Raw genomic sequence first — 12,780 nt, 5'->3', positions numbered from 1 at the left:
AAGCAGGGAGACTTATATGAAGGATATAGTGATAAGATTAGCCCGGCGCATAAAGAAAAATATCATCTGGATTATATTAGTGCCGCTTATTTTAGGTGCGGCGGGGTATATACTGCCGTCTCAAATTGCGGATAAAAAGAGTTACACAGCTGAGGTTACTTTAGCTGTGGGGAGCTATGATCATCCGATTTATAACAGTACAGAAGAGATTCCGCTCCTGCTGAGGAGTGATGCTTTTTTGAAGGAGGCGCTTCCTGACGAAAAAGATGAAGATCTTGCAGAGATCAAAGAGAAGCTTACCGTAAAATCGGAATCTAAGTCATTACTGTCTTTGAGCTATGCCGATCAAGATCAGGAAAGAACCGAATCAGTTTTGAACGCTATTTCCTCCACCTTTCTCAAAAACGACCAAAAGCTGTTTGAAGAAAGAGAAGCCGTCATTCGCCGCAGCATTGACGCGCTGGAAGGTGAAACGGTGAGCGAGGATTCCAAAGTGGATAAAGAAAGATTTTTATATGAGCTGAAAAACACACAGCTGAATCTGAAAGCGGCAAGTGCCGTTGATTCTGAAACCGTAAGTGAGGCATCAGGCGGAGGAATGTCCCCGAAAAAGAAAGCGGTTCTGGGTGTTCTGATCGGTATAACGATTGCCTTTATGTTCGTTGTCATTCCTGAATTTTTCAGAGAGTCCTTTTAAAATCATACGATGGAGATGTGATCATGACCAACTGGAAACCTCTCGTATCTGTCATTACACCTTCTTATAATGCGCGTGACTATATTGAAGACACGATTCAATCAGTGCTAGATCAGAGCCACCCTCATTGGGAAATGATTATCGTGGATGATTGCTCAACGGACGGCACACGCGACATTTTATTGCAGTATGAGAAGATAGATGAAAGAATTCATGTGATATATCTGGAAGAAAACAGCGGAGCCGCGATAGCAAGAAATAAAGCGCTGGAACATGCCCAAGGGCGCTACGTGGCATTTTTGGACAGTGATGACAAATGGAAAAAAGACAAACTGAAAAAGCAGCTTGATTTTATGAGGGAGCGGTCCTGTGCGTTTACCTTCACAGGCTACAGCTTAATGTCACAGGACGGGGTGCCGATGGATAAATTCATTCATGCACCCGAAAGCCTGACATATGATGACGCTCTTAAAAATACCATTATCGGCTGTCTAACGGTGATGATTGACAGGGAACAGACGGGACAGATTCAAATGCCGAATATTAGAACGAGGCAAGACTTGGCAACATGGCTGGCTCTTTTAAAAAAGGGTTTTACAGCTTACGGAATGAATGAGTGTTTAGCTGAATACCGGCTTGTCAATAATTCGATTTCAAGCAACAAATGGAAGGCTGCCAAAAAAACATGGTTTGTCTACAGGGAGATCGAACGGCTCCATTTAATGAAAGCGACATGGTGTTTTGTTCAATATGCAAAAAACGCGGTGAAAAAAAGGCTGTAACCGCAAACAGAGAGAAAAGGTGATGAAGGTGGAAACAAAAGCAATGATTCACGTCATCGTGGCTACTGCTGAATGGGGAAAAGATCAATTGAGGTACAGACGGCACCGATTGGCTGAATTTTTAGCTGCTCAGGAAGAAACAAAGGAAGTCATCTGGGTCTGCCCGGCTCCGCGCACCCAAAGGATCGAATTTCAGCAAGTGCAATCCGGCATCCGTCAATACGCCGTAAAGGACTTGCTGCAAAAGAAAATGTTTCGCTTCGGACGATATACCGATGTGTTTTATAAGCATAAGCTCTCACCTTTATTAGAAGAGCTGAAATCCGCTTCAGCCAGAGGTGAACGCTGCTGCTTATGGTACACGTTTCCCGGATTTCCGCTGCTGTCTTCACTATATCCCTGGGATCAGGTGATTTATGATTGCAGTGACTTGTGGGCGGCGCCGATCAGCGGACGTGCAAATATGCTGTCCGAGTTCAGGCGGAAAGTCATCAAAACCGCGGAGCTGCGAATTATTGAGCGTGCTGATTCCATTACTTGTTCATCGGAATTTCTGCGCAATGAAGTTGATAAAAAACTGACAGCGGGACAAGAAAAGGTTCATACCGTTGAAAACGGTGTTGAATATGACCTGTTTTCAGAACATAAAGCGGCACCAGACCGAAGCATCTTGCAGGGAAGAGAAGGGGCCGTACTGGGGTTTATCGGCGGAATTAAACCAAAGCTGGATTTTAAATTGATTGAAGAAGCGGCTCTGAGAAAACCTGACTGGACCTTTTTATGGGTCGGCCCGGACGCCACCAATGGTGACACAGCGTTTCAAGAGCTTCTGAAACTTTCAAATGTGATATGGACGGGGCCGGCAGATCCGAAGGAAGTTCCGCATTTTATGGAACTGATTGATATCGGGATTATGCCGTATAAAAAGTCATCCTATAACCAGGCGGTTTTCCCTCTTAAGTTATTTGAATTTTTGGCAGCGGGAAAGCCGGTCGTCGGCTCTAACCTTCCGTCAACTTCTAAAATGCAAAAGCCGTATATTTACGAATATATGGAAGGCAATGACCATAATGATTTTATAGCTGCGTGCGAGAAAGTGCTTGAAAAAAGCGGAGATAAGGCATACAAAGAGATGCGGCGAAACATTGCCCGCACCCAAGATTGGAATGTTTTATTTAAACAAATCATGAAATATACAGGGATTCAAAAACATGCGTAGTCCTTTAATTGGGATACGCGTTTTTTGATTATACGTGTTTCTTTTTGATGAAGCTTGTTATAATAACTAAGGAGAAGGTATAATGGAAGGAACGGTTCTCTAAAATAAAGACTTCATATAATTCCAAAGGAGACTTCTTTATGCTTGACGAACGCATGATTCGCATTGTTGTTGCGTTTATTGTCTCGCTGCTAACGGTTTTAATCATAACCCCAATCGTAAAAAGGATTGCGATTAAAATAGGTGCAGTTGATCAGCCCGGCAATCGAAAAGTACATGATAAAATCATGCCCCGAATGGGCGGGCTGGCCATATTTATCGGGGTGGTTACAGGCGTGCTTGTATCCGGTATATACACAGAAACAAGAATGACGGCTATCACAGTTGGGGCATTTATCATTATTGTGTTGGGAATCTTAGACGATAAATATCAATTAAGCGCAAAAGTTAAATTTATTATTCAATTAGCCGTGGCTATTATGATTGTAAGCACGGGTTTAAAAATGGACTTTTTCTCAGTACCTTTTTTAGCTGAACGGTTTGAATTAGGCTGGATGGCATATCCGCTGACTGTAATATGGATTGTCGGCATCACAAACGCGATGAACCTGATTGACGGATTAGACGGCCTTGCAGCAGGTCTTTCTGTTATTGGCCTGTCCACGATCGCAGTTATGGCGCTATCCGGCGGAAAAGTACTCATTCTGTCACTTTCATTGGTGGTTATCGCAAGTACGCTCGGATTTTTGTTCTACAATTTTCATCCGGCAAAAATCTTTATGGGGGATACGGGATCATTGTTTCTAGGGTATGTGATTTCTATTCTCTCATTGTTAGGGCTGTATAAAAGCGTAACATTGTTCAGTATTGTCATTCCGATTATTATATTAGGCGTGCCGATTTTTGACACAACATTTGCAATCATAAGACGGATACTAAACAAACAGCCGATTTCGGCGCCCGATAAATCACATATCCACCACAGGCTGATGGCCTTTGGCCTTTCACATCGGATGTCTGTCATTGTCATTTACCTGATTGGATTTATTTTCAGCATCAGTGCAATTGTGCTGAAAAGCGCTACAATTTGGCTTTCCCTGTTTATTATCTTTATCTTAATTATATTTATGCAAATAATAGCAGAAGTTACGGGACTCGTGAATGAACGTTTTAAGCCATTTACAAAATTCTATAAACGTCTTGTGAAAAGAAATTAAAACTCCGGTTCTATGAGCCGGAGTTTTTTCAGCGCAAAAAAGCCCGATCCGTTAAAGGACGGGCTTTTTTAAATTTAATATGATGAATCAGTTGTTGAATTTGTTGTGCCATTTGAGCTTGTGCTGCTGTCATTTGTGTAGCCGCTTCCGCTGCCGTCTGTTGCAGTGCTAGAACTGTCAGAGCTGTCTGATGTTGAGCTATCGGTACTGGAGCTGCCAATGCTTGAACTGCTCGTATCAGGATCATAATCTAAATGCTCCTGAAGGGTTTTTCTGACGTTTTCCAGATTCGCAGCATCCGGTTCAAAATAATATGTTTTGTTAGGCCCTAAATACAAATCAGAACCAGTAATTGACAGTGTACCGATTTTCTTGCTGGTAAAGCCGCTGTAAATCTGCTGTAGGGCTAAACCTTCAGTAATGCGTATATTGGTTTCAACGTTTTCACTGGCTGTCTCTGCGATTTTATCAATTTTTGCAATATTGCTTGCGCTGGACATCCGATCGATTAACGCGTTTAAAATTTGTTTCTGTCTGTCGTTACGGCCGAAGTCGCCGCGTTTATCCTGTTTTCTCATGCGGGCATACGCCAAGGCTTCTTCACCATTTAAATGCATCTCGCCTTTTTTGAAATAAATCCGTTTGCTTTCGTCCACATCACTTTTCTCATCAAAGTCGAAAGGTACATCTACATCAATACCGCCAACCTCATTAATAACATCTTTAAATCCGTCAAAATCCACTGTTACATATTTATCGATTGGGATTTGTAAAAATTGTTCAACAGTTTCAACAGTCTCATCTTTTCCGCCTTTGCTGTAAGCGGAATTGATCTTTGTTTTGGTGCCGGTTGTGTCATTAGCTAATTGCACTCGTGTATCGCGCGGAATGCTCAGCATTTTCATGGTTTTATTTTTCGGGTCAAGGGTAACTACAATAAGAGAGTCCGATCTCCCTTTTTGCCCTTTTGTCGCGTAATCTTCAATTCCCATAAATAAAATAGAAAATGGTTTTTTCTTCATATCTACAACTTCATTGCGTAGATTTGATTTATCTCCGCGGGAAAGTGCATCGTATGAATCATCCGCAGCGTTAATGGTTTTATATAGTTTATATCCTCCGAGCCCTACAACTACCAATAATGCAAGGACGAACAACAACATAATCCTTTTTAAAATTTTTCTGCGTTTGCTCTTTTTCTTTTTGCGCACACGCACTCTAACCCGTTCAGTCATTATTCAGTCTCCTTTATGTGATTGACGGCTTTTTCAAGGTACGTCAACTCTCCCTCTGTAATATCACTTTTTCCATTTGTTAACTCTGTCATCCACTCAGAAAACGATTGTGTTTCTTTTTCTTCTACATATGCTTCGAATTCTACGTTTTCTGCATAATGGATTTCTTTTAATAGAAAAGGCGATTCCCTTAATTCATTTTCAATCTTGCCAAGCCAAGTATAATCTGCGGAAGTATGCATAACCCTCATAAGCTTCCGTTCTACGACACCTATATGGTTTAATCCTTCAGACACTGACTTCCCATAAGCGCGGATTAAACCGCCTGCTCCCAGCTTTATGCCGCCGAAGTAACGCGTGACGACTGCACAAGTATCCTTAAGTCTGCGTTTTTTTAACACCTCGAGCATAGGGACTCCTGCTGTGCCACTCGGTTCTCCGTCGTCATTGGCTTTTTGGATATGATCGTTTTCGCCAATAACGTAAGCTGAGCAATTATGAGTTGCATTCCAGTGCTGTTTCTTTATTTTCTGTATAAATTCCTGTGCTTCTTGTTCGGAAGAAACACGGCTTAAATGACAGATAAAACGCGATTTTTCTATAACAATCTCGTGTTCTCCTGCTTCTTTCACAGTGAAATAGCTGTGCAGCATGCTAGCTGACCCCCCGCTAAGCATAAAAGACTGCCTATACAAATTCGTACAGTCTTTAGAATTTTTGTGCGTATTTTGTTATCATAAAGAGTAAGAAGGTACATAAAATTGTTTTTTTCTAGAATATACGCATTCTTTCATTATAATTCGACACAATTTGCAGATCAATTACATTTATAATAAAAATATATGACAACACCGTGACGGAGGGAAATTATGAATAAAATAAAGATGGATTCCAAAGTTCTGGATTCTATTTTGATGAAGATGCTGAAAACCGTTGACGGGAGCAAGGATGAGGTTTTTCAAATTGGGGAGCAGTCGCGCCAGCAGTATGAACAGCTGGTCGAAGAACTGAAACAAATTAAACAGCAGGTTTATGAAGTCATCGAGCTTGGTGATAAACTTGAAGTGCAAACCCGCCATGCACGAAACCGTTTATCCGAGGTCAGCCGAAATTTTCATAGATTCAGTGAAGAAGAAATCCGCAATGCTTATGAAAAAGCCCATAAGCTGCAAGTAGAACTGACGATGATCCAGCAGCGTGAAAAGCAATTGCGCGAACGCCGGGATGATTTGGAACGCAGACTGTTAGGCCTTCAGGAAATCATTGAACGCTCAGAATCACTAGTGAGCCAGATTACGGTTGTGCTGAACTATCTGAATCAGGATCTTCGTGAGGTTGGGCTGCTTCTTGCCGATGCGCAGGCAAAACAGGATTTTGGCCTGAGAATTATTGAAGCGCAGGAAGAAGAGAGAAAAAGAGTCTCGAGAGAAATTCATGACGGTCCTGCACAAATGCTGGCAAATGTTATGATGAGATCGGAATTAATTGAACGGATATTCCGAGACCGAGGCGCTGAGGACGGATTCCAGGAAATCAAAAATCTCCGCCAAAATGTGCGTAATGCCCTTTACGAAGTGAGACGGATTATATATGATTTAAGACCGATGGCCCTTGATGACCTAGGCCTGATTCCAACTTTGCGGAAATATCTATATACAACCGAAGAATATAACGGTAAGGTGAAAATACACTTTCAGTGCATCGGCGATACGGAGGAAAAACGACTCGCGCCTCAGTTTGAAGTTGCGCTCTTCAGACTCGCACAGGAAGCTGTGTCCAATGCGTTAAAGCATTCTGGATCTGAAGAAATTACAGTCAAAGTTGAGATTACAAAGGATTTTGTGATTTTAATGATAAAAGATAACGGCAAAGGATTTGACCTGAAGGAAGCGAAAGAGAAGAAAAACAAATCATTCGGCTTGCTTGGGATGAAAGAAAGAGTAGATTTATTGGAAGGAACCATAACGATAGATTCAAAAATAGGTCTTGGGACATTTATCATGATTAAGGTTCCGTTATCTCTTTGACTATGATTTGTAAAATAGAGCCAAAAGGCATATTGACCGAATACCAGAGTATATAGAACAATAATACAAGGAGGCGTGGCTTGTGACTAAAGTAAACATTGTTATTATCGACGACCATCAGTTATTTCGTGAAGGTGTGAAGCGTATATTGGATTTCGAACCTACCTTTGAAGTGGTAGCGGAGGGAGACGACGGAGATGAAGCGGCTCGTATCGTTGAGCACTATCATCCTGATGTCGTGATCATGGATATCAATATGCCGAACGTAAATGGCGTGGAAGCTACAAAGCAGCTTGTAGAGCTGTATCCTGAATCTAAAGTAATTATTCTATCGATTCACGATGACGAGAATTATGTAACACATGCCCTGAAAACAGGTGCAAGAGGTTATCTGCTGAAAGAGATGGATGCTGATACACTGATTGAAGCGGTTAAAGTAGTTGCCGAGGGCGGTTCTTACCTTCACCCGAAGGTTACTCACAACCTCGTAAACGAATTCCGCCGTCTTGCAACAAGCGGAGTTTCTGCTCATCCTCAGCATGAGGTCTATCCAGAGATTCGCAGACCATTACATATTTTAACAAGGCGGGAATGTGAAGTGCTGCAAATGCTTGCAGACGGAAAAAGCAACCGCGGAATCGGTGAATCATTGTTTATCAGTGAAAAAACTGTTAAAAACCATGTCAGCAATATCTTACAAAAAATGAATGTAAACGACCGGACGCAGGCCGTGGTGGTCGCCATTAAAAATGGTTGGGTAGAAATGAGATAGCATGAAACTGGACTTGCCTTTTTGAGGCAGGTCTTTTTTTAGGCTTCTGTTTCCCTTACAATAGAGTCATAAAGTGATAAGGCAGGTAACGAAGCTATGAATATTGCAGTAGTAACAGACAGTACGGCATATATTCCAAAAGAAATGCGTGAACAAAATCATATACACATGATTCCTCTCCAGGTTGTTTTTGGGGATGAAACGTATCATGAAGAAACAGAAATGGACTGGGAAAGCTTCTATCAAGAAGTGAAAAAACATACAGAGCTTCCGTCCACTTCTCAGCCTGCGATCGGCGAGCTGGTTGCTTTGTATGAAGAGCTCGGCAAGTCATATGATACGGTGATCAGTATTCATCTTTCTAGCGGAATTAGCGGAACGTTCAGCAGTGCAGCTGCAGCGAATACAATGGTCGATAATATTGAAGTGTACCCGTTTGACTCAGAGATCAGCTGTCTGGCTCAAGGTTTTTATGCTCTGAAAGCAGCCGACTTGATCAGAAATGGGGCTTCATCTCCAGAAGATATTATAAAAGAACTGGAGGAAATGAAAAAAACCGTTCGTGCATATTTTATGGTGGATGATTTAACTCATCTTCAGCGAGGCGGACGATTAAGCAGTGCTCAAGCCTTTATTGGGAGTCTTCTAAAGGTAAAGCCTATTCTGCATTTTGACAATAAGGTAATTGTGCCTTTTGAGAAGATCCGTACACGCAAAAAAGCAATTTCACGGATTTACGAGCTTTTAAATGAAGACGCGAGTAAGGGTATGCCGATGCAAGTTGCCGTTATTCACGCTAATCGAGAAGAAGAAGCATCGAAGATTATTGAAGAGCTCTCTGCAAAATATCCGCATGTTGAATTTTACAACAGCTACTTTGGTGCTGTTATAGGCACTCATCTTGGTGAAGGTGCAATTGGAATCTGCTGGTGTTTTAAATAAATGATGAAATCTCCGTTTTAGTAGCGGAGATTTTTTTAAATTCTTTTTTTAGCTGTTAGACAGCATATTTTCATTCCGGCATAATGTCTCGCAAGGAGGCCGTACTATGCAGACTAAGACATCAGAATCGACCAGTCTATTCTCTAAAGAACTGCAGCAGCAGCTCCAGAGCCGTCAGCTGCTTAGAACAGAAATCTCATTTTCTGACGAGATCATTGATTGGCATACCGAGCATGGTTATATATCTGCCGAGGAGTCATTATCAAAAAATAAACGGGGATATAGATGCAATAGATGCGGTCAAAATGATCAACAGTATTTTTCATCGTATCATTCATTTGGAAAAGATAAAGTTTACTGCCGCTCTTGTGTCATGATGGGCAGGGTGAGTGAGGATGTTACTTTATATTCTTGGAGTAAGGAGGCGGAGGCAAACTGGAAGCCTATAAAACTGACTTGGGATGGAAAGCTTTCAAGCGGACAGCAAAAGGCAGCTGACGTCTTAGTTGAAGCAATTTCGAATCAAGAAGAGCTCCTTATTTGGGCTGTTTGCGGCGCAGGTAAAACTGAATTATTATTCCCGGGTATAGAATTGGCATTAAATCTAAAACAGCGTGTTTGTATTGCGACCCCGCGCACCGATGTTGTATTAGAGCTTGCTCCGAGGCTGAAGGCTGCATTTCGAGGTGCTGATATTTCAGCTTTATACGGAGGAAGTGAGGACAAAGGGCGTTTATCTCCGCTTATGATTTCCACAACCCATCAGCTTTTGCGTTATAAAGACGCATTCGACGTCATGATCGTTGATGAAGTGGATGCTTTTCCATATTCCGCTGATCAAACCCTTCAATTCGCTGTTCAAAAAGCGAGAAAGAAAAACAGCACTCTTGTTTATCTAAGCGCCACACCTCCTAAAGAATTAAAAAGAAAAACGTATAAAGGTGAGTTGAAGTCCGTTCGCATACCGGCCAGATACCATCGGAAGCCATTGCCTGAACCGCGCTTTCAATGGTGCGGAAACTGGAAAAAGAAATTAATCCGAAATAAAATCCCAAATGCGGTAAAGAGATGGATAGAGCAGCATGTAAAAGAAGGAAGGCCCGTTTTTTTATTTGTTCCTTCCATTTCTATTCTGGAAAAGGCTGCTTCTTGTTTTAAAAATATGAATTATCGAACAGCGTCTGTACATGCGGAAGACAAGCTTAGAAAAGAAAAAGTGCAGCAATTTCGAGACGGTCAGTTTGATCTGTTAATCACAACAACAATATTAGAAAGGGGTGTCACAGTTCCTATGGTCCAAACAGGCATCTTAGGAGCAGAATCGCCCATCTTTACGGAAAGCGCGCTTGTGCAAATCGCAGGAAGGACAGGCCGGCATAAAGAACATGCAGACGGTGATGTCATTTATTTTCACTTCGGAAAAACAAAGAGTATGATAGAGGCAAGAAAACATATCAAAATAATGAATGAATTGGCTTTGAAAAATAAGTTGATAGACTAGTTAATATTTAAAAACATGATACAGTATACTCATATAACTAATGAGGAGCTGTAAAAATGCTTGTCAATTCAAAAGAGATTATGATGCAAGAACTTTTTGACCGATATATGGATCAGCTTCATATGACCTGCACTTGCCAAGTATGCAAAAATGATGTACTGGCACTTTCTTTAAACCAAGTAAGACCAGCTTACGTCACTGATGTAAAAAAGATTGCATATACGAAAGCTGAGCTGGTAGATAAACAAAAAAACACGGCGATGCTTGTGATTTTGGCTGAATCAGCTGCTGTGGTATCGGAGAATCCGAGTGATCAATGCGAAATGAGACAGGAGGAGGCTATAAAAAACTGATCTGTCTATTGTGCGATTCACAATTTTCTCAAGCTGTTTCATGGTGCTCACTATTTTTATTAAAACCTGACGATAGTGTCTGTCAGTCCTGCAGAAATAAATTACAGATCATCAAAGGGGCCATCTGTCCGCTTTGCGGAAGACCTCAAACCGTTCATGAAGTGTGCGCGGATTGTGAGGCATGGAAATCAAGAATAGATGACGGCTTAAGGCTTAGCCAGAACCGTTCTGTTTATTTATATAATGACATGATGAAAGAAACGCTTGCCCGTATGAAATTTAGGGGAGATGCAGAGATAATAAGCGCTTTTAAAAATGACTTTTCCTCTGAATTCTCTGCTGTCTATCCAGATAAACGCCTTGTGCTCGTTCCCATTCCGCTAAGTGAAGAACGGAAAGCAGAACGCGGCTTTAACCAGTCACAAATGCTTGCTGAATGCTTAAACCGGCCCATCCTCAATCCTCTCATCCGCCTGAATAATGAAAAGCAGTCTAAGAAAAAGAAAACGGAACGCCTGCTTTCAGAGCATGTTTTTGAAACAAAAAACAGCTCGGTTGAGGGTATGGATATCGTGTTAATCGACGATCTTTATACCACAGGCGCCACTTTACACTATGCTGCCCGCTGTTTATTGGAGCAAGGCAAAGCTGGTTCAGTGTCATCTTTTACCTTAGTGAGAAGCTAAATGATTCAATTTTTGTGCCGATATAATGTCTAGAAATTACTGCAGGCATATTAATGAATAAGGAGTAAAAATGATGGGTGAACTGGCGAATTGTCCGAAATGCAATGCTCTATTTTTAAAAACAAAGCTGCAAACCGTGTGTCAGGCGTGTATTAAGGAAGAAGAAAAATCATTTGAGACTGTATATAAATTTTTAAGGAAACAGGAAAACAGGCAATCAACGCTTAGCCGTATAACTGAGGAAACTGGTGTGGAGGAAGAGCTGATTTTAAAATTCATCAGGCAAAAACGAATTCAAATCACTCATCTGCCGAATTTGGCATACCCTTGCGAAAGGTGCGGGACATCGATTAGGGAAGGTAAGTTCTGTAAGGCTTGCCAGTCCGATATAAAGGGACAAATAGATCATCTGAACCAAGAATCCGCATTGAAAACAGAGCGGGAAAATAGTAAAAAAGACACATACTATGCCTATAATACCAAAAACAGCTGATTCCCTAAACTAACTGAAACCGCAGTCGATAAAAGGGTTAAGATTGTTTAAAGACTGCAACGGAAAGCGAGAGGAATCCTATGAAAATCAATCAATTTGGAACACAATCCGTTAATCCATACCAAAAAAATTACGAAAAGCAAGCAGTGCAAAAAAATGCTGCACAGCCTAAAGATAAAATAGAAATTTCATCGCAGGCTAAAGAGCTGCAAAATGCATCCGACGCAGTCACTGGTTCACGCCAGGAAAAAATCGCGCAACTAAAAGCGCAAATTGAAAACGGGTCATACAAAATAGACGCAAATCATATAGCAAAAAACATGATTAATTTTTATAAAAAGCAATAAAAAAGGAGAAAGCCCATGTCAGCAAAGCCAATTATTGAACAATTGAAGCGACTTTGCGTTCTGCATGAGCATCTGCTCACGCTGTCTGAGGAAAAGACGGAAGCGCTCAAAGCCGGCAAAACAAAAGAGCTTTCTAACATTTTGACAAAGGAACAAAAATACATTCAAGCAATCGAACAGACAGAAAATGAGCGGATTAAAGCGGCTTCCACGTTTCTTGGATACAGCGAAAATAACACCATTTCTGCTTGTATCGCCAAAACGTCAGGCAGTGAAAAGGAAGAGCTTGAACTTTTGTTCGAATCTCTTACTAAAGTTCTCGGGTGTCTAAAAGAAGTGAATAAGCTGAATAGACAGCTGACCAGAGATGCGCTGCAATTCATCTCTATTTCGTACGATATGCTGGTTCCTAAGGACAATAACTTTAATTACGGTAAACAGATTAAAGCTGAGCTTCCGAAGAGCAGCCGGCTGAAACTGTTCGATTCAAAAGCTTAGCAGAAAGGAAT

General features: G+C 41.4%; 15 protein-coding genes. 13 read left to right on the top strand and 2 right to left on the bottom strand.

Going from position 1 to position 12,780, the window contains the following annotated elements:
- Window positions 1-16: 16 nt before the first annotated feature.
- From tuaF to V6D42_RS11820, 4 genes are all read left to right on the top strand, one after another.
- A complete protein-coding gene (gene tuaF / locus V6D42_RS11835) occupies window positions 17-697 on the top strand; it encodes a teichuronic acid biosynthesis protein TuaF (RefSeq protein WP_010332078.1) in 681 nt (226 codons plus the stop codon).
- Between the two features lie 23 nt (window positions 698-720).
- The gene (gene tuaG / locus V6D42_RS11830) at window positions 721-1,479 is read left to right on the top strand and encodes a teichuronic acid biosynthesis protein TuaG (protein ID WP_333513344.1); all 759 of its coding nucleotides are present in this window, start codon (window positions 721-723) and stop codon (window positions 1,477-1,479) included.
- Between the two features lie 28 nt (window positions 1,480-1,507).
- Window positions 1,508-2,698: a teichuronic acid biosynthesis protein TuaH gene (gene tuaH, locus V6D42_RS11825; protein ID WP_333513724.1), complete on the top strand. Its 1,191-nt coding sequence runs from the start codon at window positions 1,508-1,510 to the stop codon at window positions 2,696-2,698.
- Between the two features lie 140 nt (window positions 2,699-2,838).
- Entirely contained in the window at window positions 2,839-3,915 is a 1,077-nt protein-coding gene (locus V6D42_RS11820) for a glycosyltransferase family 4 protein (RefSeq protein ID WP_326191825.1), read from the top strand.
- A gap of 74 nt (window positions 3,916-3,989) precedes the next feature.
- Here the strand turns inward: V6D42_RS11820 and V6D42_RS11815 are convergent, their stop codons facing one another.
- Window positions 3,990-5,150, bottom strand: a complete 1,161-nt coding sequence (locus V6D42_RS11815; protein WP_333513343.1) for an LCP family protein — start codon at window positions 5,148-5,150, stop codon at window positions 3,990-3,992.
- On the bottom strand, window positions 5,150-5,803 hold the full coding sequence (locus tag V6D42_RS11810) for a YigZ family protein (RefSeq protein ID WP_010332073.1): 654 nt from the start codon (window positions 5,801-5,803) through the stop codon (window positions 5,150-5,152). The genes V6D42_RS11815 and V6D42_RS11810 overlap by 1 nt, the downstream gene beginning before the upstream one ends.
- A 216-nt stretch (window positions 5,804-6,019) precedes the next feature.
- On the opposite strand from V6D42_RS11810, the gene degS reads away from it, so the two are divergent.
- The 9 genes from degS (at window position 6,020) to flgN (ending at window position 12,769) form a co-directional block, all read left to right on the top strand.
- The gene (degS, locus tag V6D42_RS11805; RefSeq protein ID WP_010332072.1) at window positions 6,020-7,177 is read left to right on the top strand and encodes a two-component sensor histidine kinase DegS; all 1,158 of its coding nucleotides are present in this window, start codon (window positions 6,020-6,022) and stop codon (window positions 7,175-7,177) included.
- A gap of 82 nt (window positions 7,178-7,259) precedes the next feature.
- Window positions 7,260-7,949, top strand: coding sequence for a two-component system response regulator DegU (degU, locus tag V6D42_RS11800; RefSeq protein WP_003219701.1), 690 nt, complete (start codon window positions 7,260-7,262; stop codon window positions 7,947-7,949).
- Window positions 7,950-8,045: 96 nt separating this feature from the next.
- Window positions 8,046-8,891, top strand: coding sequence for a DegV family protein (locus tag V6D42_RS11795; protein ID WP_333513342.1), 846 nt, complete (start codon window positions 8,046-8,048; stop codon window positions 8,889-8,891).
- A gap of 106 nt (window positions 8,892-8,997) precedes the next feature.
- Window positions 8,998-10,392, top strand: coding sequence for an ATP-dependent helicase ComFA (comFA, locus tag V6D42_RS11790; RefSeq protein WP_333513341.1), 1,395 nt, complete (start codon window positions 8,998-9,000; stop codon window positions 10,390-10,392).
- 56 nt (window positions 10,393-10,448) lie between these two features.
- On the top strand, window positions 10,449-10,745 hold the full coding sequence (locus V6D42_RS11785) for a late competence development ComFB family protein (RefSeq protein ID WP_010332068.1): 297 nt from the start codon (window positions 10,449-10,451) through the stop codon (window positions 10,743-10,745).
- On the top strand, window positions 10,709-11,431 hold the full coding sequence (locus V6D42_RS11780; RefSeq protein ID WP_333513340.1) for a double zinc ribbon domain-containing protein: 723 nt from the start codon (window positions 10,709-10,711) through the stop codon (window positions 11,429-11,431). The genes V6D42_RS11785 and V6D42_RS11780 overlap by 37 nt, the downstream gene beginning before the upstream one ends.
- A 73-nt stretch (window positions 11,432-11,504) precedes the next feature.
- Window positions 11,505-11,924 (top strand): TIGR03826 family flagellar region protein, encoded by a 420-nt coding sequence (locus V6D42_RS11775; RefSeq protein WP_198098075.1) that lies wholly within the window; start codon window positions 11,505-11,507, stop codon window positions 11,922-11,924.
- A gap of 80 nt (window positions 11,925-12,004) precedes the next feature.
- On the top strand, window positions 12,005-12,271 hold the full coding sequence (gene flgM / locus V6D42_RS11770; RefSeq protein WP_010332065.1) for a flagellar biosynthesis anti-sigma factor FlgM: 267 nt from the start codon (window positions 12,005-12,007) through the stop codon (window positions 12,269-12,271).
- A gap of 15 nt (window positions 12,272-12,286) precedes the next feature.
- Window positions 12,287-12,769 carry a flagellar protein FlgN gene (flgN, locus tag V6D42_RS11765; RefSeq protein WP_333513339.1) on the top strand — a complete coding sequence of 161 codons (483 nt, stop codon included), beginning with the start codon at window positions 12,287-12,289 and terminating at the stop codon, window positions 12,767-12,769.
- Window positions 12,770-12,780 lie beyond the last annotated feature (11 nt).

It is taken from the genome of Bacillus sp. 0909A (genome assembly GCF_036765115.1).
Lineage (GTDB): Bacteria > Bacillota > Bacilli > Bacillales > Bacillaceae > Bacillus > Bacillus mojavensis.
Note: the sequence above shows the minus strand (reverse complement) of the source record. Positions and strands in the feature narration are given on the sequence as shown.